Annotated in this window: 17 protein-coding genes; 8 read left to right on the top strand and 9 right to left on the bottom strand. The window is 64.2% G+C overall.

The features are described from left to right. A complete protein-coding gene (locus A5625_RS13990) occupies window positions 1-678 on the top strand; it encodes a hypothetical protein (RefSeq protein WP_066994507.1) in 678 nt (225 codons plus the stop codon). Between the two features lie 2 nt (window positions 679-680). Continuing rightward, complete coding sequence (locus A5625_RS13985; RefSeq protein ID WP_066994504.1) at window positions 681-2,585, top strand: YhgE/Pip domain-containing protein; 1,905 nt, start codon at window positions 681-683, stop codon at window positions 2,583-2,585. Window positions 2,586-2,594: 9 nt separating this feature from the next. Here the strand turns inward: A5625_RS13985 and A5625_RS13980 are convergent, their stop codons facing one another. Both A5625_RS13980 and A5625_RS13975 read right to left on the bottom strand, forming a co-directional pair. After that, window positions 2,595-3,752 carry a Zn-dependent alcohol dehydrogenase gene (locus A5625_RS13980; protein WP_065056716.1) on the bottom strand — a complete coding sequence of 386 codons (1,158 nt, stop codon included), beginning with the start codon at window positions 3,750-3,752 and terminating at the stop codon, window positions 2,595-2,597. Further along, window positions 3,749-4,978 carry a cytochrome P450 gene (locus A5625_RS13975; protein ID WP_066994500.1) on the bottom strand — a complete coding sequence of 410 codons (1,230 nt, stop codon included), beginning with the start codon at window positions 4,976-4,978 and terminating at the stop codon, window positions 3,749-3,751. Before A5625_RS13975 ends, A5625_RS13980 begins: the two co-directional genes overlap by 4 nt. A 316-nt stretch (window positions 4,979-5,294) precedes the next feature. Here A5625_RS13975 and A5625_RS13970 point away from each other — a divergent pair, with 316 nt between their 5' ends. From A5625_RS13970 to A5625_RS13960, 3 genes are all read left to right on the top strand, one after another. Beyond that, window positions 5,295-6,254 carry an alpha/beta hydrolase gene (locus A5625_RS13970; RefSeq protein ID WP_066994498.1) on the top strand — a complete coding sequence of 320 codons (960 nt, stop codon included), beginning with the start codon at window positions 5,295-5,297 and terminating at the stop codon, window positions 6,252-6,254. A 222-nt stretch (window positions 6,255-6,476) separates the two neighbouring features. Then, complete coding sequence (locus A5625_RS13965) at window positions 6,477-7,628, top strand: acyl-CoA dehydrogenase family protein (protein WP_066994516.1); 1,152 nt, start codon at window positions 6,477-6,479, stop codon at window positions 7,626-7,628. Between the two features lie 10 nt (window positions 7,629-7,638). Then, window positions 7,639-8,883: an acyl-CoA dehydrogenase family protein gene (locus tag A5625_RS13960; RefSeq protein ID WP_066994497.1), complete on the top strand. Its 1,245-nt coding sequence runs from the start codon at window positions 7,639-7,641 to the stop codon at window positions 8,881-8,883. Here the strand turns inward: A5625_RS13960 and A5625_RS13955 are convergent. Further along, window positions 8,880-10,847: a SpoIIE family protein phosphatase gene (locus A5625_RS13955; RefSeq protein WP_066994496.1), complete on the bottom strand. Its 1,968-nt coding sequence runs from the start codon at window positions 10,845-10,847 to the stop codon at window positions 8,880-8,882. The genes A5625_RS13960 and A5625_RS13955 overlap by 4 nt on opposite strands. 259 nt (window positions 10,848-11,106) lie before the next feature. On the opposite strand from A5625_RS13955, the gene A5625_RS13950 reads away from it, so the two are divergent. The 3 genes from A5625_RS13950 to A5625_RS28405 are packed head-to-tail and all read left to right on the top strand — an operon-like array spanning window position 11,107 to window position 13,435. Next, window positions 11,107-11,607: an oxidoreductase gene (locus tag A5625_RS13950; protein ID WP_066994495.1), complete on the top strand. Its 501-nt coding sequence runs from the start codon at window positions 11,107-11,109 to the stop codon at window positions 11,605-11,607. Between the two features lie 12 nt (window positions 11,608-11,619). Further along, on the top strand, window positions 11,620-13,110 hold the full coding sequence (locus tag A5625_RS13945; protein WP_066994494.1) for a molybdopterin-dependent oxidoreductase: 1,491 nt from the start codon (window positions 11,620-11,622) through the stop codon (window positions 13,108-13,110). Window position 13,111: 1 nt separating this feature from the next. Next, on the top strand, window positions 13,112-13,435 hold the full coding sequence (locus tag A5625_RS28405) for a hypothetical protein (RefSeq protein ID WP_082984402.1): 324 nt from the start codon (window positions 13,112-13,114) through the stop codon (window positions 13,433-13,435). Here A5625_RS28405 and A5625_RS13940 read toward each other — a convergent pair. From A5625_RS13940 to A5625_RS13910, 6 genes are all read right to left on the bottom strand, one after another. Continuing rightward, on the bottom strand, window positions 13,383-13,757 hold the full coding sequence (locus A5625_RS13940; RefSeq protein WP_066994492.1) for a hypothetical protein: 375 nt from the start codon (window positions 13,755-13,757) through the stop codon (window positions 13,383-13,385). The two genes, A5625_RS28405 and A5625_RS13940, sit on opposite strands and share 53 nt — an antisense overlap. Window positions 13,758-13,861: 104 nt before the next feature. After that, complete coding sequence (locus A5625_RS13935) at window positions 13,862-15,067, bottom strand: amidohydrolase family protein (protein WP_066994489.1); 1,206 nt, start codon at window positions 15,065-15,067, stop codon at window positions 13,862-13,864. 116 nt (window positions 15,068-15,183) lie between these two features. Next, complete coding sequence (locus tag A5625_RS13930; RefSeq protein ID WP_066994486.1) at window positions 15,184-16,215, bottom strand: hotdog fold thioesterase; 1,032 nt, start codon at window positions 16,213-16,215, stop codon at window positions 15,184-15,186. 95 nt (window positions 16,216-16,310) lie between these two features. Beyond that, complete coding sequence (locus tag A5625_RS28400) at window positions 16,311-16,673, bottom strand: hypothetical protein (protein WP_232003685.1); 363 nt, start codon at window positions 16,671-16,673, stop codon at window positions 16,311-16,313. A 149-nt stretch (window positions 16,674-16,822) separates the two neighbouring features. Beyond that, on the bottom strand, window positions 16,823-18,292 hold the full coding sequence (locus A5625_RS13915) for an HNH endonuclease signature motif containing protein (protein ID WP_066994476.1): 1,470 nt from the start codon (window positions 18,290-18,292) through the stop codon (window positions 16,823-16,825). A gap of 42 nt (window positions 18,293-18,334) precedes the next feature. After that, window positions 18,335-19,843, bottom strand: coding sequence for a class I adenylate-forming enzyme family protein (locus tag A5625_RS13910; protein ID WP_066994472.1), 1,509 nt, complete (start codon window positions 19,841-19,843; stop codon window positions 18,335-18,337). Window positions 19,844-19,880 lie beyond the last annotated feature (37 nt).

Below are 19,880 nucleotides of genomic sequence, written 5' to 3'. Positions count from 1 at the left end.
ATGGATACAAATGACGGGCCTGACGCTGCGGCGCCGATGATCACCGCGCGCGGTTTAGGCGTCGACGGCGAGCACGGCCCCCTCTTCTCGGATATCGATCTCGAGCTCCCACCGGGTTTTCACGCGATTCGGATGCCCGGCGGACCAGGGCAGACCACGCTGCTGCTGACGCTCGCGGGACGTTTCAAGCTGAGCCACGGCACGCTGACCGTCCTCGGTCAAACAACCCCGCGCGCGATCCGCCGGCACTGCTCGATCGCGGCCTTCGAAGACATCGACGAGCTGGAGGAATCGGTGACCGTGGAGACCGTGCTCGCCGAGCAACGCCGGTGGCTGGCGCCGTGGTACTCAGCTGTGCCGCTGCAAGCCGGCCAGGCCGAGCTGACCGAGGTTTTCGGCGAGATGACCCCGCCGTCCCACGACACGTACATCGTCGAATTGTCAGACCTGGAACTGTTTTTGCTGCGAATCACGCTGGCGTTGCTGTCGAACCGTCCGATCCTGGTGGTCGGCGACCTCGAGCAGGTTCGTGACAATTCCCGACGGGCGATCGCGGCCGACCGGCTGGGCGTGATCGCGAAGCAGCGCACCGTCGTCGTCGGGGTGACCAACCCGCTCGGCGCGGACGCACCCGACCACGAACTTCACGATCACCGCATCCTGACTGGAGAGGACTGACGATGCTGGCTGGACTCGCCCTTGGCTCGGAGATCAAACGTTTCGGCCGCAGCCGATTGACGCGCGTGGCCATCGTCGTACTGCTGCTGCTGCCCCTGGTGTATGGGGCGCTGTACCTGTGGGCGTTCTGGGATCCCTTCGGCCACACCAACAAGATGCCGGTGGCGCTGGTCAACTCCGACCGTGGCGCCGTCGTGTCCGGGCAGCAGTTCAACGCCGGCGCGGAGATCGCCAAGAGCCTGACCGCGGACGGCGGGCTGGACTGGCACGTCGTCGACCTGCCGGAGGCACGCAATGGAGTCGACCACGGCAAGTACTACTTCATGGTCGAGTTGCCGCCGGACTTCAGCGCGGCGATCGCTTCGCCGGTGACCGGGCAACCCAAGAAGGCCAATCTGATCGCCGTCTATAACGACGCCAACAACTACATCTCCACGAGCATCGGTCGTACCGCGATCGGCCAGGTTCTCAACGCCGTGTCCAGCCGGATCTCCGGACAGGCCGTCAATCAGATGCTGTCGGTAGTGGTTTCGTCGGGATCGGGGATCAAGCAGGCAGCGGACGGGGCCGCTCGACTCGATGACGGCGCCGGTCAGCTGGTGGCCGGTCTGGACACCGCGCGGTCCGGTTCGGCAACGCTTGCCGCAGGTGCCAAGCAACTGTCAGACGGAATCAACCAGGCCACCGACCCGCTGCTTGCGGTGACCAAGGCGGTGTCGCAAATCGGTGGCAGCACACAGCAACTGCAACAGGGCGCAACCGCGCTTCAGCAGGCCAACGACCAGATCGGTGCCATCGCCGCGGCGCAGGATGCGGCCGCGAACTCGCTTTCGTCGGTGATCGATCAGCTCTCGGCACGACAGGATCCGCTGGCAAACAACCTGCGCGGCATCCAAGATCAGCTCCGGGGTCACCAGTTCACACCCCAGATCCGCCAGCAGCTCACCGACGCGCAGAACGCGGCGATCGCCATGACATCGGGGTTGCGTAACCCGGGCAGTCCGCTCGGGTCGGCGCTCGACCAGGTCGGCAGCAAGGGACAGGACCTGACGAACAAGCTCACCCAGCTGCGTGACGGAGCCCAGCAAGTCGCCACCGGTAACGCCGAATTGGCCGGCGGCATCGCCAAGCTCGACGACGGCGCACGACAACTCAAGACGGGATCGGCCGAACTGGCGACCAAACTCGCCGAAGGGGCCAAGCAAGTGCCCAACTGGACAACCCAGCAGAAGGAGGCGGTCGCCGACACCATCGGGGGCCCGGTGCAACTCGAGGCTTCGCACGAGAACGCCGCGCCCAACTTCGGCACCGGGATGGCTCCGTTCTTCCTCACACTCGCCTTGTTCTTCGGCGCCCTGGTGCTGTGGATGGTGCTGCGGCCCTTGCAGACTCGCGCGATCGCCGCGGAGGTGCTTGCGCTGCGCGTGGTGCTCGCCAGCTACCTACCCGCCGCCGCGATCGCGGTATTCCAAGCCGTCATTCTCTACTGTGTGGTCCGGTTCGCCCTCGGTATGCACGCCGTGCACCCGGTGGCGATGCTGGGGTTCATGGTGCTGATTTCCGGCGCGTTCGTCGCCGCGACGCAGGCGATCAATGCGGTTGTCGGTCCAGCCGTGGGCCGGGTGCTGATCATGGCCTTGCTCATGTTGCAGCTCGTCAGTGCAGGCGGCATGTATCCCGTGGAAACCACGTCACGGCCATTCCAGGTCCTGCACCGCTTCGATCCGATGACCTATGGCGTCAACGGACTCCGGCAGCTGATACTCGGCGGCATCGATGCCCGACTATGGCAGGCGATCATCGTGCTGGTTGGGATAACGGCTGTCGCACTGGCGATCTCCTGCCTGTCGGCGCGAAGAGACCGGCTCTGGAATCTCAGCAGGCTGATCCCCGCGATCAAGATGTAGGCAGAGCTGTCAGCCGACGCCGAAATCGATGATGCCCCGGACGATTTTGCCGTTGAGCAGGTCGTCGTAGGCGTCGTTGACCTCGTCGAGGCGATAGCGTTTGGTGATCATCTCGTCGAGCTGAAGCTGGCCCGTCTCATAAAGCCTGGCCAGCCGGGCGATGTCCGCCTTCGGGTTGCACGAGCCGAATATGGTGCCCGCCAACGTCTTGTTCATCAGGATGAAGTCCTGCAGGTCGATCTTGACCGACCGGGTCAACTGCGACGTCATGCCGGTGAGCACGCAGGTGCCGCCCTTGCGGGTGAGCTTCACGGCGTCGCGGACGTCCTCCGGGGTGATCAACGAGGGCGAGACCACCACCGCGTCGGCCATCACCCCGTAGGTCAGACCGCGCACCAGATCCAGCGCCTCGTCGATCGTCGCCGCGCTGTGTGTCGCGCCGAACTGCAGCGCGGATTTCTGTTTGAAGTCAACGGGATCCACCGCGACGATCTGCGCGGCGCCGTTGATGCGGGCTCCCTGGATCGCGCCCGTACCGATCCCACCGACGCCGATCACCACGACCGTGTCGCCGGCGCGCATGTTGGACCGGTTGGCGACGGAACCGTAACCGGTCGGGATGGCGCAGGACAGCAGAGCGCTCGATGTCAGTGGCAGGTGTGGTTCGATCTTCACCAGTGAATTCGTCGACACCACAGTGTGTTCGGCGAATGCGCCGATCTTGGCGATGTGGCCAAGGCTGCGACCGTCGGCGGTGTGGTGGCGGAAAGTGCCGTCCGTCGGCATCCCCGGGATCATGGTGCCGATGCCGACATCGCATAGGTACTCGATTCCGCTGGCGCACCAACGGCATTGGCCGCACACGGCCACGAACGACATCACCACGTGGTCACCCGGCTCGAAGTCGGTGACACCCGGGCCGACCTCGCGCACGATGCCCGAGCCCTCGTGACCGCCGATCGTCGGGAACATGGTCGGCAGCCCCATCGATCGCATCACCTCGTTGGGTGCCGACATGTCGCCTTTGAGAATGTGGTCGTCGGAGTGGCACAAGCCGGCCGCCGCCATCTGCACCAGGACCTCACCGGCCTTGGGGGGATCGAGCTCGAATTCCTCGACGGACCACGGCCCGCCGACGTCGTGCAGGATCGCTGCGTGGCTTCTCATGCGGCCGGGGCGAACGTCACCGGAAGCTTGTTCGGCGACCGGAAGGTGAGCCCGACGATCTTGGATTCCTCGCCGGTTCCGTCGTCGGGCACGAAGGCAAGATTTTCGACGCGGTCCAACAGGCTGTTCAACATGACCCGGGTTTCCAGCCGGGCCAGGTGCATGCCGAGGCACATGTGGATTCCGCCGGCGAAGGCGATGTGGGATTGGCGCGGCCGGCGGATGTCGAACGTGTTGGGATCGGTCCAGCGGCTCTCGTCACGGTTGGCCGAGCCCATACACATGTCGATCTGGGCCTCGGCAGGGATTGTCTTGCCGCCGATTTCGACCTCTTCGGTCGTGGTCCGCATGACCGTGGTCAGCGGCGTTTCGAACCGCAGGCCCTCCTCGATCGCCATCGGTATCAGTGACCGGTCTTGGTAGACCATTGCCAGCTGTTCGGGGTGGGTCAGCAGCAAGTACAGAAGATTGCCCGAGGAGCGATAGGTGGTCTCCAGGCCGGCCGGGAGCAGCAACCGTAAGAAGGCGATGATGGCCTCGTCGGTCAGCTTTTCACCGTCAATCTCGGCGGCAACCAGGTCGCCGATGATGTCATCGGTGAGCTTGCGCCGGCGCTGTTCGACCTGCTTGAGGAAGTAGTCGTAGAGCTCGTTGGCGGCGTTCAAGCCCGCCACGATGTCGGTCGGGATTGAGATCAGGTCAAGGGACAGCCGCCGGAACAGGTCGAGATCCTCGGCCGGCAGGCCGAGCAGTGTCGAGATGATCCGGGTGGGGAACTCGAAGGTCACCGCCTTCACCAGGTCGGCATGACCCTCGTTCTTGATTTCGTCGACCAGTTGGTCGCAGACCGGGCCGATGACCGACGGTTCCCAGCGTTGCAACGCGGTTGCGCGGAACGCCTTGGCAACCAGGTTGCGGTGATCGTGGTGTTCCCTGCCGCCCATCGCCAGGATGGTGTGTCCCATCACCAACCCGATTGTTTTGTCGTAGGCGGCCGACGTGAAGATCCGGTCATCGCGAAAAGCTTGGGACACACCGTCGTAATCGAAAAGGACCCACTCGTCCTTCGGACGCAGCTCCTCTGGCAGTTGGCTGGCATCGTTAAGAGAACCGTGCCACACCGGGTCGGTACGCCGCATGTGCTGGAAGAAGGGGTAGGGGCTGGTCTCGCCGGTGAAGTCGAGCAAGGGCAAGGGATGATCGTTCGGGCCAGTGCTGAGCGTCATCAGCGCTCCTCCTGAAACAACCGATAAGGCCGTTCACGCGGACCGTCTACTAGTGCCCGCGATCCACGGCGGTGGTACCGAGCGGAAAATAGCTATCATAGTATAAATAGCAACGAAGCCCAACGGCTCGGGCCTGAACGCGGTGTCGAAGTGGCCCTGTTCCTACCGCAACGCTGGCGCCCTGCTCAGTTCGCGACACCAAGTACCTGGTGTGTCACCACCTGAAAGCGCAGGTTTACCTTGAAGGTGGTTCCGGTATGGCTCACAGTCCGGGACCACCGATGACTCCACACGACGAGCCTGAAAATGAGTAGTTATGACACAGACGAACCTGGCCAGGCCGCAAGGTCTTACCCGCATCGATCCGGTGCTGCGGGATGCTGCCGTTGAGTTAGGCGCCTTCGAATTCCGCACCGAGACACTGCCGGCCGAGCGCGAACACGCCAACCTGCTGGCCGCGCAGCGCGCCGCGTCGGCCGACGCCACTGGCGTCTCCGTCGATTCCCGAATCATCGCCGGGCCGGACGGTCAGCAGCTGGGGCTGCGGTTGTACCGCGGCCCCAGCGAATCCGCGGCGCCATTGGTCGTGTACGCCCATGGCGGTGGGTTCGTCACCGGAAACCTCGAGACCGACCATGCGCACTGCGTTGAGTTGGCCCGGGACGGCGGCTGTCTGGTGGTCTCGGTCGACTACCGACTGGCGCCCGAGAACCCGTGTCCGGCGGCACTCGACGATGTCGAAGCGGCCTTTCGTTATGTCGTCGAGAACAGCGCAGAGTTAGACGCCGACGCCGGCCGCATCGCCGTGATGGGCCGCGATGCCGGTGCGGCACTTGTCGCGGGTCTGACTCAGCGCATGTTCGACCAGGAAGGCCCGACGATCCTGATGCAGATCCTGCACCAGCCGATGCTCGATTCCGACGCCACGCCGTCGCGTCGTGAATTCCAGCGCACCCCTGGCCTTAACGGCCCGGCCGTGAGCCGGGCGTGGAATCACTACCTGGGCCACGCCAGCGCCAGTGGTCAGCACGTCCCCGCACACCGAGCCAATCTCGAAGGCCTGCCCCCCACGTTCGTCAGCTGCTCGGAGATCGATCCCTGCCGCGACGAGGCCATCGACTACGCCAATCGGCTGCTGCACGCGTACGTCCACACCGAGTTGCATGTCATCGCCGCGACCTTCAACGGCTTCGACTCGATGGTCCCGGATTGGATTGTTTCCCAAGAGAATCGGGCGCTGCATGCCCAAGCGCTGCGCCGCGTGTTCGCCATGTAGCACGACTGCGTCGCAGGCTTTGACGGTTGTTGTGCCGAACTCCTCGATCGGCGTCCTCGTCACAGCGTCTACCGACTGAACTCCGGTATCTCTTACCGTATTGCACGTTGCTAACATCAGGATGCCAGCCAACCGAGGACCGATCGGGCGGATGATCAAATACTCAAACCGTTTCCGTTGCACCCGCAGCGATCGAATGTCAAGAAGGATCACCTCGGCACCATGACCACCCTCGACTCTCCCGAAAAGATCCTCTTCACCTCGACCACGCAGGCCTTTCTGGAAAGGGAAGCGCCGCTGCGTCGGGTGCGGGAGCTGCATGCCGAGGGCACGTCATTCGACCCCGCCTGGTGGCAACGCGCCGCGGAACTCGGCTGGACCGCTCTGCTGGTGCCAGAGGAGTTGGGCGGCGGAAGCGTTTCCGACAACGGCTTCGCCGATCTGGCGATGGTCGCCGAACAACTCGGAAAGACGGTGGCCCCCGGACCGCTTTATCCGGTCAGCACCGTGCTCGCGGGGCTGGTCGAGTGCACCAACTCCGCCGAACACGCCGACACCATAGAGGCGCTGGTGTCGGGTGAAACCGTGGCCTCGTGGGCGGTCTGCGAGCCGGGCCGTGGCTGGGCGCCGCTCGAGCCCTCGGTGACTGCTACCGAAACCGATTCCGGTTACCGCATCGACGGCGTCAAGGACCGCGTCGAGGCGGGTGCCCAAAGCGCGGTGCTGCTGGTGGTGGCGAGTTGTGCCGCGAACGCCGCTGAGATTCGTCAGTTCCTGGTACCGACGGACGCGCCGGGAGTCCGGATTGAGCCCCAGCAGTCGGTCGATCTGGTCAAGCAATACGCGCGCGTGCACTTCGACGGTGTGCTGGTGCCTCGGTCGGCAGCTGTCGGCACGGCCGGCGAGACTGTCGCGCTAGTCGATCGACAAAGCCAGATCGCTCAGGTGCTGCAATGCGCCGAGGTGGTCGGCGCCCTGCAGACGGTCTTCGACCTCACCGTGCAATGGGCGCTGGACCGGCACACCTTCGGTCGTCCGCTGGCGTCCTACCAAGCCCTCAAACACAAGTTCGCCGACATGAAGCTGTGGCTGGAAGCCTGTCGGGCCACCACGTCTGCGGCAGTGGCCGACGTGGCCGCCCGCTCGCCGGGAGCGAATCTTTCGGCCAGCATCGCCAAGTCCTACGTGGGCGAGATGGCGGGCCAGATCGTGCAGGCGTGTGTACAGATGCACGGTGGCATCGGCGTCACCTGGGAACACGACCTGCACCTGTACCTGCGTCGGATCACGTTGTACCGCAACATGTTCGGGACGCCCGAGGAGCATAATCTGCGCGTGTACGAGTTCGAAAAGGCGGGGCGCTCGGCGAAATGATGAAGACCAGATGACGTCCACCGAATCGGTAGCGGAGTTCGCCGCCCGGGCCAGGGCATGGTTGGCCGACAACATGCCCGGCATCGATCGTGAGGCCCCACCGGCAGCGCCACGTGACCGGGAACAGTCGTGGTTGAGAGCTCGGGAACTGCAAAAGCGGTTGTATGACGGGGGATTCGCCGGCATCTGCTTTCCCCGCGAATACGGCGGCCTCGGGCTGGACTACGAGTATCAGAGGGCATTTGATGCCGAGTCTCTTGATTACGAGATGCCCTTGATCCTCAATACCCCGACGTTCACCATCTGCTGCGCCACGCTGCTCGACACCGGTAGCGAAAACCAGAAGAGGCAGCACATCGCCGCGGCGCTGCGTGGCGAGGAAGTGCTGGTGCAGTTGTTGAGTGAGCCCAGCGGCGGGTCGGATCTGGCCGGTGTCCTCACCCAGGCCGAGCGGCGTGGTGACCGATGGATCATCAACGGCGCAAAGACCTGGAGCACGAGCGCGTTCGCCGCCGATTACGGCCTGTGTCTGGCTCGCACGAATTGGGATGTGCCCAAGCACGAGGGCCTGACGATGTTTCTGGTGCCCATCGCGCATCCGGGAATCACGTTGCGGCACATCACTATGTTGAGCGGGTCCACCGAATTCTGTGAGGAATTCCTCGACGAAGTCGATGTCGGAGATGATGCCGTCGTCGGAGAGGTCAACGGCGGCTGGGCGGTAGCCTCACGCCAGCTGTACCACGAACGTCGAGCGGTGGGGCAGGGGTCGGAGTTTGCCAGCGGCAGTGGCAGTGAGGGCGGCAATGCGAATCCGGTTGACTACGTGGCCCTTGCGGAGAAGACCGGGCAAGCCGACAACGAACGCGTGCAGGAGATGGCCGGTCGCGCGTTGGTGCACCGCGCGGTGGCCGAGCAATTGATCGGTCACGTATACCGCAGCGTCAGGGACGGCGCGCTGCCACCGGCCGCCGGAACTCTCATCAGGCTGTTTCACTCCGAGACCACGACCACAGACGTCGACACGGCGTTGGCGATCGCGGGAAGTGCGGCAGTGGTGGGTGAACAAGGCGCGGGCCTGGAAACGGGCTTGCGGTATTTGTCCCGGCAGACAGTCGCCATCGGTGGTGGCACCACGGAGATGGCCCGCAACGTCATCGGTGAGCGGGTTTTGGGCTTCCCCCGGGAATACGCCGCCGACCGCGGCGTGCCGTTCAGCCAGGTGCGGCACGGCGAGCGCTCCGACCGGGTTTAGCCTTCGGCGACGACGTTCTCGGCGAGTCCGCTGACCACCGGGATCTGCACCAGCGACAAGACGTGATGCGCCGGGCTTCCCGGCGGGGCCACCAGTACGTACTCACTGCCATGTCGGTGCGCCCGCTCGCGCGCGGCGGCGAGCGCACTGACGCCTGCCGATCCGAGGTGGGTGACAGCGCTGAGATCGACCGTCAAGGGTGCGACGCCGGAACGGCTTTCGACTGCGATCTGACGGTCCAGGGTGGATGCCGTGTTCGAGTCGACATCGCCGCTGACCACGATGCGACCCGGCTCGGTGACCTCGGACAGGAATTCTGCGCTGACCGCCCGTCGACGGGCTGACCGGCTGACCGCTGAGTCGGTGACGAAATTGGCCGGCCGCGAGAGTTGATGCGTCACACGGGCGGTCGTCCCGTCGGCGCCGTGGCTGACATGCGCCTCCGACACCAGGGCCTCGGCCATCGCCAGGCCGCGGCCGCGGCCCGTCTCGCCTTCGAGGTGATCCTTCCACCGCCCACGGTCAGTCACCGAGGCGTGCAGATAGCCATCGCCGGACAGCGACGCTTCGACGACAACGCCGTCGGCGACGTCGGTGGCGTACCCGTGCTCGACCGCGTTCTCGACGAACTCCGAGATCGCGTGCACGACATCGGAGATGTCGTCCGCGTCGGCGCCGATTTCCGACAGCCACTGCCGCAGCCGGGCGCGTATCGTACGTGCGGCACGGATCGTCGCATCCACTGTCAGGGTCAGCGCGGCTGGCGGCGTCCGGCGTTGCGCCGCAAGAAGTGTCACGTCGTCGCTGTAGCCGGTCGAGCGCAGCAATAATTCCAGTGTCTCCGAACAGATGCGGTCGATCGGCCGTAACGATGACTCGATGACAAAGCCGCGTTGGCCGCCGACGATGTTTGCGGCCATCTCGGCGAATTCGGCGGTGCTGGCCACCAACGGCCGTCCGGGCCGTTCGATCAGGCCGTCGGTGTACAGCAGGATCAAGTCGCCCACGTCAAGGAATTCGGCGCGCACCGGAAAACCGGTGCCGCTGCCGAGCGGACCCGCGCCGGAAGGCTCGAGATAGCGCGCGGATGCGTCCGCCGTCACCAGTAGCGGGGGAGGGTGTCCGGCGGTGCAGTACCGAAATTCGCCGGTGCCGAAGTCGAGTGAACCGATGCAGATGGTGGCCGTGTTCGCCCCGGGGACGTGCTTGCGAAAGCGGTCGACGGCCTCCAGTGCTTCGGCGATCGGGTAGCCCGCGACGATCTGCATCCGCAGCCCGGTTCGCAGTTGCGACATCACCGCGGCCGCTTCCACGCCATGGCCGACGACGTCACCGACGACGAGAACCAGCCGGTCCCCGAGCGGTATCGCGTCGAACCAGTCGCCACCGGCCGCGGTGTCCTCGGCGGCGACGAGATACTGCGCGGTCACGTCGGCGCCGGGAATGACCGGCACCGACGGTGCCAGCAGCGCCTGCTGCATGACGGTGGCGGAGTCGCGGACGTTGCGGTACCGCTCGGACAGCTCCTCGAGGCGCGCCTCGGCGGCCATCCGCGTCTGCACCCGTCTGGTGACGTCGACGAAAGCCAGCTGTACGCCCTCGATTGAGCCGTTTGTCGCGCGCCGCGGCGTGACGATGAAATCGAAGAAGTGCTCCTGTGCGCGCCCCGTGCCGTCGAAGTCGGCCTGGACCCGCCATTCCGTGCCCGACTGTGGTTCGCCCGATTGGTATACCTCGTCGAACATCTGGAAGATCTGTTGGCTCTCGAGCTCCGGATAAACCTCACGTGCAAGCAACCCAATGGGGTCAATCGGTGGACCAAGTGAGCGGTAAGCCGCATTTACTGCGACAAATCGGTGGTCGGGCCCCTCAAGCCCGACCAACAGCGCGGGCACATTATCGAAGACGCGGCGCACGTCGTCGGCCGCACCGACGGTTCTGTCCCAGTCATCTTCAGCCTCCATTCGGCCGTTCCTCCTAGCACCTCCAAGCGGCCCACAATGAGTGGGCCGGATGGAAACCGGGGTCAAATGGGCTGACCAATTTGCACACGTAGTTGTTCAGATTAGCAATTGTTGCCGCGTACGCATCTCAACCGTTTGATACCACCGGTTTGGTGTCGGCCAATTCGCCCGGAAAAGACAATTGACACTTGCGAAGACGAGGCTCTTCTAACGCCGAACGGCCCGTTTTGTGGCCGGGCGGGGCGGGTATCTCGCAGTCGTGGCCGATCTCGTGGCACGACGCACGACGGGGCTGTGCCGGCGGCTTCTGTCGTCACCGGTGCTCACCTTGAACGGCTGGGTGGCATTCAACTTGCCGCGCACGGTAACCGCGCTGGGCGGGGCGTTGCTGACCGGCCTGGTGATGGTGCACGTCTATCTGCTGGCCGCCATTGAAAACCTGCCCTGGTATTTCGCCGGCTACGTGGTGGTGCTGGCGGTCGCTTGCCTGGCCGCGGCGACTTCCATGCTGGTCGGCATCAAACCTGCTGTGGCACAAGCTGGTTGGCATATTGGCAGCATGGTCTGCTCGGCCTTTCTCGGCGTGTACCTAATTACTCGATGGGTCAGCCTGCCCGGACTCGTCACCGTGACCGCCCGATGGGACTTCGCACCCGGAACATTGGCGATGGCGTTGGCGGCCGCGTTCATCGCCGTGCACACCACCGTGTTGTCGGGCATCAACGTGGCCTATCCGCAGCGCCGACAGTGGCACGACTGACGGAGCGCAGGTATGACGACGTTGGATTATCCGGTATGGCTGCGCATCGATCATTGGCTCAATGTGCTGTTCGTGACGCTTATTCTGCGCAGTGGCCTGGAAATTCTGGCCACCCACCCGAAGTTGTACTGGCACGACGACAGCAAGCCGGGCACCGAGTGGGCTCGCTTCACCCGAAAAGTCATGCCGCGGGACAGGATCTACGACACCCTCGACGAGGAAGAGGACTACAGCCCATTCATTTCGTTGCCTGGCCGCGCGCAACTCGGTGTGGGCCGGCACTGGCACTTCTTCGTAGTGATCGGTTGGATTCTGCTGGGCCTGTCGTATTACATCTTGTTGTTCGCGACGGGCCAATGGCACCGCTACTGGCCGGCCTCGTGGTCGATCTTCCCCGAAGCGTGGGATGACATCGTTACTTACCTGACGTTCAATCTGCCGCCGGTGTTGCCCGGTGAGCCGCTGGACGCGATGCAGAAGTTGACCTACGCCGGGGTTGTGTTTGTCCTTGCGCCATTTCAGATCCTGACCGGGGCCGCTCAGTCTCCGGCGATCGAGGCACGGTTCCCGTGGTACGTACAAATGTGGGGCGGCCGCCAGTGGGCGCGCAGCTTGCACTTCCTGGGCCTGATCGCGTTCCTGGTGTTCATCGCGATTCACCTGTCGATGATTTTCTTCTGGGGCTGGGGCAGGCTCACCGCGGCAATGATTTTCGGTGCCGTCCGTAACACCTACTGGGCGACCGCCATCTCGCTGCTGATCATTGCGGCGATCGTTGCCGTGCATGTCGCGGCGACCATTTGGAGTCTGCGTAACCCGCGGTCGGTGCAGCGCGTGCTGGGGAAGGTGGTCACCGCGGCTCGTCTGCTGCTGCTGCGGCCGCTGAACTCACGACAGAACTATCCAGCGCACAAAATTTCCAAGCAGCACCGCATCAACGGAAAGCCACCCACCAGTACGGAATACAAAGTGATGGCGGTGCACAACTTCGTGGACTGGCGACTACGGGTCGGCGGCTTGGTGGAAAACCCGGTGATCCTTGACCTGAATGCACTGCGCGCGCTTTCCGAGTCGGAAAGCCAACGTGTGATGCACAACTGCGTTCAGGGCTGGACCAGCATCGGCGAGTGGACCGGAGTTCACCTGCATCAACTGGTGGACTTGGTGCGGCCGCTGCCGCAAGCGCGTTACATCTGCTTTTTGACTATGCAGGACAACAGCACCGACGAGCCGGCGTCGCACGGCGGAGGCCAGTTCTACGAAGTGCTCGATCTCGAGTTCGCCGACAAGCCGCAGACGCTGCTGGCCTACGAAATGAACGGCGCGCCGTTGCCGATCAAGCACGGTGCGCCCTTGCGCCTACGGGTGGAGACCCAAGTGGGTTTCAAAATGGCCAAGTGGATCAACCAGATTGAGTTCGTGGAGGACTACGCCGGGATCGGGATGGGTACCGGTGGCTGGCGCGAGGACCGGGTGTACTACGACAAAGACGTGGAGATCTGAGATGGTCGACATCGCGACCGAGGGTATAGGGGTACGGCCCGAGTTGATCAGCTTGGATACGGTGGCCCGGCATCGCGTCCTCGAGCACATCACAGCCAAGGGTGGCCATTGCGAAGCCTGCGGCGCAACGGATTTCGCCGTCGGCGACGCGCTGTACCTTGGTTTCCTGTTCCTGAACGAAGATGCCGACGCTTACATGGTCGCGCTGACGTGCCGTAATCCGGACTGTTCTAAGCCGCGGACCGCGATCAGATTGCGCGACATAGACTTTCTCACTTATGCAGAAAGCGTGCCAGACGCTTCCGGGCATGACGACTACCGCTAACCTGATCGTCCGTGGAACCGGGAAGTCGCGGCCGAGTCAAGTCGAATCTCTCTATCAGCGGCGATAACTCGCGCAACTGATCACATAGCGAACCAAACCGCTGCTGATCCTCGTCGTCGAGTTCGCCTAGCGAGTTGTAATGAGCCAGGCGGGGCAGTCGTCCCGCAAGTGCGGTACCCCACCGGATACTCAGGTCATAGATCTCTTCGTCGTCGACGTCGTCACGCTGTGCCAGTTGCTTGAGCCCTTCGATCTGCTCGGTGAGAAACGCGACGTCGTCATCGATATTGACCGGTGTCCGGTCGTTTGGTGTCGCGCTCATCTGCCCTCCCTTTGCGATCAGGCGCGACTCGTTGGCGGTTATGCCGACGACTACCCGCCGACGGGTCCGGCTACACCGAGTGGGGGGATCGGGTCAGACAGCGATCAGGCCGAGACCGGCTTTTTGGCGGGCGCGGACACCTTCATCAGCTTCATCAGGTTGCCGCCCATGATCTTTGCCTTGTCCTCATCGCTGAAGTCGGCAAGCTCGTCGACGAAGGAGATGGGGTCCTTCAGTCCTTCGGGGTGTGGCCAGTCGGAGCCGAACATCACCCGGTCGGTCCCGACCATGTTCACGATCTCGGTGAATCGGTCCTCCCAGAACGGGGTGATGTAGACGCAGCGCTTAAACGCCTCGATCGGGTCCTCGCCGAACGCCAGCGGCATCTTCTTGTAAACGCCCTTGAGGCCCTTGAACAGGTCTGGCACCCAGTCCGCACCGTTTTCGATGGACAGGATCCGCAGCTCCGGGTTGCGGGTGAGCGCGCCGTGACACACCAGCGCACCCATCGCATCCAGGATGGGCCGGTGGCCCATCGCGAAGCTCCGGAACGGGGTCGGCTTGAACGGCAGGAACTCGTCACCGGGCTCCCACACATTCGCGAATTCGGAATAGCCGCTGTCCGAAGCGTGCATCGAAACCGGGATCTCGGCCTTGATGCAGGCCTGCCAGAACGGGTCGAACTCCTCGAGCCCGAAGGATCGGCTGCCCTTGTAGCCGGGTACCGGCGCCGGGCGAACCAGCACGGTGCGGGCGCCGCGCTCGAGGCACCACTGAAGTTCTTCCAGTGCGCGGTCGACGATCGGCAGTGTGATCACCGGGGTGGCGAAGATACGGTCGTGGTAGTTGAACGACCACTGCTCGTGCATCCACTCGTTGAGCGCGTGGATGACGTCGTGGGTCATCTCCGGGTCGTCCTTCATGCGCTCCTCGACCAAGCTGGCCAGGGTCGGGAACATCAGCGCGTAGTCGATACCGAGTTCGTCCATCACCTCGAGGCGCGCGCCCGGTTCCCGGAAGGCGGGGATCGCCTTCATCGGCTCGCCGAGGATCTCGCGGTAACTCTTGCCCTGCGCGCCATTGCGGAAGTAGTCCTCCTGCGCACCCGGGCGGGCGACCACTTCGAATGTCGGGTTGGGGATGTACTCGCTGATGTGGCCGCGCACAACGATTTTGGTGCGACCGCGAACCTGCACGTAGTCGATGACGTTCTTGCGCTTGTCGGGGAGGAACTTGGTCAGCGCTTCCTGCGGCTCGTACATGTGGTTGTCCGCGTCGAATACGGGGAAGGGAAGCTCACGCGATGGCATGGCGATCTCCTTGAAAACGTTCAGATTCTCGCTGTGTGGTAATGACGTTACCACTTTTGCGCAACAAGGTATACCGGGCTTGCGCCCGCACCAGCCGGCTCATCCGTCCGGCCAGCTCATCCTTCCGGCCAGCTCGGAAGCTTTGGGGTGTTTCCGTTGATGATGGCGAAATTGACGGTGGCCGTGGCGAGCAGCTCGTCGTCGCCATCGCCGTAGATGTCCACCTGCATCACCATCGCGCGGCGTCCGGATCGCAGCATCCTGGGCACTGCGAAGGCCGCTCCCTGCCGGACCGGTCGCAGGTAGCGAATGAACAGATCGGCGGTGGTCATCGTGGTGCCCGGTTGCAGATAGTCCAGCCCGAACTGCCCGCCCGCGACATCTACCAGCGTGGCGAGCAAGCCGCCCTGCAGTGCACCGGAAGTGTTGACCACCTGGGGGCTGACCGGCATGGTCATGGCGAATTCGCCGTTGCGGGTGCCGGGTCGCATGCCGATCTGGGCGAACAGCTCGGCCAGCGACGGGCTGGCCGCTTCTTCGTCGGTCTCGCGGATGCCAAGGGCACGGCTGCAGAAGTCATAGAGCTGGCCGACATCGACTGGTGTTCCATTCAATTCCGAACCCAGCCAATGCAATCGCTGCGCACCCATCATCGTCTGCATGACGATGGCGGCCGCGGCGCCGACGTCCAATCCGGGATTGAACACACCTTCGGTGATGCCTTGGCCGACGATGTCGCGAATCAGGCGATGCAGCGGAGAGAGCACCCGGGCGTATTCGCGAGGACGAGTCTCGGCCAGGTGCTGGTTGTAGAGAGTCAGCGCCCGATTGAGGCTGTCCTGGGTGCTCGATTCCGGTTGCTGACTGAGTCGGTCGATCAGCAATTTCAGTGCCGAGGTGCTGTCCAACTCCGTGGTTTCAGCGCGCCAGGCCTGTACCGACTGGGCGATGGTTCGCTCGAACAGCGCCAGCAGCAGTTCGTCCTTGCTGCTGAAGTGTTGGTAGAAGGCCCGCAGCGAGGTCTTGGAGCGCGCGACCACCTCTTGCACGGTGAAGTCGGTACGTCCCGTCTCGCCCAGTATCGCCACGGCCGTCTTGATGAAGCGGTCGCCGCGCGTTATCTCAACGTCGTCGCTGGGGTCGGCCATGAGCGGTTGTCCCCTTCCATAGCGCACTGGTCGCTCTATGAGAATGAGGTTACCGCGCGTTGCCGGCCGGCGGACGAGTAGAGGCCGCGGTGCTTTCAAGCTTTGGGGCAGAAGATCCCGAGTATCTGCTGGCAGTTGTCTTTGGTGATGAGGGCTGGCGGTGGCGGAGGCTTCGGGGGTGGGTTGTCTCCGTCCCAAATCATGCTGGAGACATTGCCCATGCCCGGCCACAGGTAGTAGTAGGTGTGGCATACGTTCATGTCCCAGCCGCGGAACGGGTCGGTGACGTGGTTACCGGTCACTGGTAGCGGCTCACCCGGGCACCAATGGTGGGCTGGACCCCAGTCGGGGTTGTCAGCCTGGGCGATGCCCGCGGTGAGCCCGGCGCCGGGTATCGCCAGACCACCCGCGAGCACAGCACCGGCAACGAGCCTTTTCATGATCTGGATGCGGGCCACGACGCATTCCTTTCGCTGTTGCCGGCCGTAGTGTTTGCCGACGATTGGCAAAAGTCGTGCGTCTGATTCTGCTACCGATCCCAACCTTTCGCGCTGTTGAGCAGCAGAAACGTTCCTGCGGAAATAGGGTTTCGCAATGTTCTCGGGTCTCAGAACGGTGGAGGGTCGCCGTTGCCCGGTGGGGCGGGGCCGGGTGAAGCCGCTTGGTGTGCGGATTGACGGGCTGGAAGCATTGCGCGGTTATGCCGGCGTCCGTCGGCAATGTATTTCGCGCGGTTCTCTGCACGGGTGCGGCGACGCTCGGGCATCATCGCCGTGCGCTCGGCGCAGTAGTCGGGCGGGAGATCGGCTTCGGGGGCGGGGATCTCCCCGGTGGGAGCGCACAGGGACGGAAACAGCAGTGCACTGCCCGGCGTGGTCACGTAGGTGTGCCCTGACGGGGAGTGCCAGATCACCGTGCCGTCAGGCAGCTGCTGATCCTGCCACCCCCAGAAGGTTTTGATCAGATGATGTTGACGGCAAAGGCATTTGAGATTGGAAGCGTGCGTCGCGCCGCCGTGGGAGTAGGGGATGGTGTGGTCGAGATCGGCTTCGGTCGCGGGTCGGTCGCACCCGGGGAAGCGGCACGTCAAATCGCGGCAGCGCACGAAATCGGCCAACGCCTGCGATGGGACGTACCCGCGCTCGGGCGGTGCGTCCCCGGGATGCGTCAGCGGTCGCAGTCTCGACGATTCGGCAAGCTGGGTTACCACTTCCGCGGGGATGAGCCAATCTGTGCCGACGATGGAAGCGGGGCCCGCTCCGGTGCCGTCAACGGTGGACTGGTTGGCCACCACGTGGATCACGACCGGGCTGGGCACCGGGATTGCGGCGGCCGGGCAACTCGGTTGCCCGCAGCGGCACTGCAGTCTTTCGACTCCGGCCGCCAATGCCCCCATCGCATCAGCGCGACGCTGCTGCATGGTGCGCGGATCACCCTCGCAAACTGTGGCAGCCAACGCGTTTAACCGCGCGTCCACGGCGTGGGCATCGGTGGCGATCAGCCTTCCGAATATCTGCGCTAAGCCGTCGCCACCCTCCCAAATTGAGATCTCACGACCCGCTTGTTGTTCGCGGCGACGCCGGACCGCGTCGCGATCGGCCCGGGCCACGATCCGGTCCACCGCGGCGGCCAGGCGTCCGCGCGTCATCGTCGGCCATCGTTGGACTCTTAGCGCGAGCGTCGCGTCGACGGTGGCCATCACCTCGGCATCGGTAATCAAGTCGGTGCGGAACACGATGGTTTGGAACGCCGAATAACTGATGTCCCCGGAAACCAACGCGGAGCCCACTTTTGGTAGTCGGTTGCGCATCGCGCGCGAGTAGTTCAGGTAGCTCGACGCCAGCGAGTGGCTTATTTGCAGCGCCGCGGCGATCTCGGCGGATATGGCATCCCACGTGTCGGTCGCCCAGGTCTCGTGTTCTCCGTACTGGCGCAACCGCAGCATGTCGAGTTCGCCGATTGCCACCAGGCGCTCACCGGCCGCTTGGTTCTCCGCACGCGACGACGAACAGATCCGTTCCAGCAAGGCCGAGGACTCCGGCGTCGCGGCCGGATAGAGGCGCGCCGATTCGAACATAAATTCGACTATAGGTCGGGGGGCCGACAACGCTCCGAGCGATCAGCCGCCCCGGGCCTCGATCATGGCCGACCGGTTGACCTTGGTTGCCGCGGTCCTCGGAATCGCATCGACGAACTCCACGGTTTTGGGCGCCTTGTACGGCGCGAGGCGGGTCTTCGCGTACTCGATCACTTCTTGTTCGGTCAGTGGCGCGGATCCGTCGGAGTCGGCGCGCTGAATGACCGCATGCACCCGGCGTCCCCATTGCGAGTCGGCCAGTCCGATGACGACGACATCGGCGATGCCGGGATGGCCGGCGAGCGCGGACTCCACTTCGGCCGGAAAGACATTGGCGCCGCCGGTGACGATCATGTCAACGCGGCGGTCGACAATGTAGAGGAAGCCGTCTTCGTCCAGATGGCCGATGTCTCCGGCGGAGCGGAAGCCGTCCTCGGTCGACGGCAGCGGGGGCGCGCCACCCAGGTAGCGGTATCCCGCGCTCATCGGCGCCCGCAGGTAGACGTCGCCGTCCTCGCCGGGACCCAGTGGTCGTTTGTCGGCATCCAGGATCCGGATCTCGGTATCCCGGAATCCGCGGCCCACACTGCCCGGGTGGGCAAGCCATTCGTCGCCCCGCAACGCGGTGAGCCCGAGATTTTCGGTCATGCCGTATGCCGTCACGATCTGCTCGGGGCTGAGCAGTTCGAACCAAGTGTGCAGCAGCGACGGCGGCATCACCGCGGCGCCCTGCAGGATGAAGACGATGCTGGACAGATCACGCTGCCGTACGTCGGGCCGGGCCGCGATGCGCGCCAGCATGGTGGGCGTGGCCGTGAAGTTGGTGATCCGGAAACGTTCGATGACATCGAGAACCAGTGCCGCGTCGAACTTTTCGAGGATGACGAGATGATCGCCGCCCAGCATCATCAGGAAGGTGGCGAAACCGTTGGTGTGATACATCGGTGCGGGCACCATGATGGTCTGCGGCTGGGCCACCGGTGTCCAGTTCGACAGGAATGGCTCGCTCTGCTGCGGAATCCACAGCGACGGCGCCAGGTTGAGGATCACCTTGGGCACGCCGGTGGAGCCGCTGCTGCAGATCCCGTTGGCAGTGGGGGAGACGGCCGCCGGTAACGCGCTGTCGGACTCGCCGGCCGCGCGGGCATCGAGCGCCCAGCGGCTCTGCTCGTCGACGACGACGGTCGGGTCGATCACCTCACGCACCCGGTCTCGCTCCCACTCGGGTAGGTCCCAGTGCATCGGGACGGGCACCGCACCAATCTTCCAGCACCCGAGCGTCGCCAGCACCAGATGCTGTGAGTTCGGAATGGCCAGTGCGACAAGCGAACCCGTCTGCGCACCGTTGCCGGCCAGTGCCCGGCCCCACTGGTTGGCGCGGGCATCGAGTTCGCCGAAGGTCAGCGAGGCCGCGCTGCCGTCGAGCGCGACGATCGTCACGGCCGGATCGTCGTGCCGTTCTTCGGCCAGCTGTTGGAGTTTGATGCCGAACGGGATTCCGTCCGCAAGCGGGTTAGGGGTGACCGCGTCCGCGAGGGGTTCGGTGCTCATCTGCGCCGCTCCTCCTCATCGCTGCGCCCTGCATCGT

It is taken from the genome of Mycobacterium sp. 1465703.0 (genome assembly GCF_001672975.1).
GTDB lineage: Bacteria > Actinomycetota > Actinomycetes > Mycobacteriales > Mycobacteriaceae > Mycobacterium.
The sequence above is the reverse complement of the archived record's forward strand: the minus strand, read 5'-3'. Positions and strand labels throughout refer to the sequence as shown.

What these genes read in the sequence shown, in the direction of transcription:
- A5625_RS13930 (WP_066994486.1), bottom strand. Translation starts at nt 16,215, where the DNA reads ATGGCCGACCCCAGCGACGACGTTGAGATAACGCGCGGCGACCGCTTC.
- A5625_RS13980 (WP_065056716.1), bottom strand. Translation starts at nt 3,752, where the DNA reads ATGAGAAGCCACGCAGCGATCCTGCACGACGTCGGCGGGCCGTGGTCC.
- A5625_RS13970 (WP_066994498.1), top strand. Translation starts at nt 5,295, where the DNA reads ATGACACAGACGAACCTGGCCAGGCCGCAAGGTCTTACCCGCATCGAT.
- A5625_RS28405 (WP_082984402.1), top strand. Translation starts at nt 13,112, where the DNA reads ATGGTCGACATCGCGACCGAGGGTATAGGGGTACGGCCCGAGTTGATC.
- A5625_RS13955 (WP_066994496.1), bottom strand. Translation starts at nt 10,847, where the DNA reads ATGGAGGCTGAAGATGACTGGGACAGAACCGTCGGTGCGGCCGACGAC.
- A5625_RS13915 (WP_066994476.1), bottom strand. Translation starts at nt 18,292, where the DNA reads ATGTTCGAATCGGCGCGCCTCTATCCGGCCGCGACGCCGGAGTCCTCG.
- A5625_RS13990 (WP_066994507.1), top strand. Translation starts at nt 1, where the DNA reads ATGGATACAAATGACGGGCCTGACGCTGCGGCGCCGATGATCACCGCG.
- A5625_RS13975 (WP_066994500.1), bottom strand. Translation starts at nt 4,978, where the DNA reads ATGACGCTCAGCACTGGCCCGAACGATCATCCCTTGCCCTTGCTCGAC.
- A5625_RS13960 (WP_066994497.1), top strand. Translation starts at nt 7,639, where the DNA reads ATGACGTCCACCGAATCGGTAGCGGAGTTCGCCGCCCGGGCCAGGGCA.
- A5625_RS13945 (WP_066994494.1), top strand. Translation starts at nt 11,620, where the DNA reads ATGACGACGTTGGATTATCCGGTATGGCTGCGCATCGATCATTGGCTC.
- A5625_RS13965 (WP_066994516.1), top strand. Translation starts at nt 6,477, where the DNA reads ATGACCACCCTCGACTCTCCCGAAAAGATCCTCTTCACCTCGACCACG.
- A5625_RS13935 (WP_066994489.1), bottom strand. Translation starts at nt 15,067, where the DNA reads ATGCCATCGCGTGAGCTTCCCTTCCCCGTATTCGACGCGGACAACCAC.
- A5625_RS13940 (WP_066994492.1), bottom strand. Translation starts at nt 13,757, where the DNA reads ATGAGCGCGACACCAAACGACCGGACACCGGTCAATATCGATGACGAC.
- A5625_RS13985 (WP_066994504.1), top strand. Translation starts at nt 681, where the DNA reads ATGCTGGCTGGACTCGCCCTTGGCTCGGAGATCAAACGTTTCGGCCGC.
- A5625_RS13910 (WP_066994472.1), bottom strand. Translation starts at nt 19,843, where the DNA reads ATGAGCACCGAACCCCTCGCGGACGCGGTCACCCCTAACCCGCTTGCG.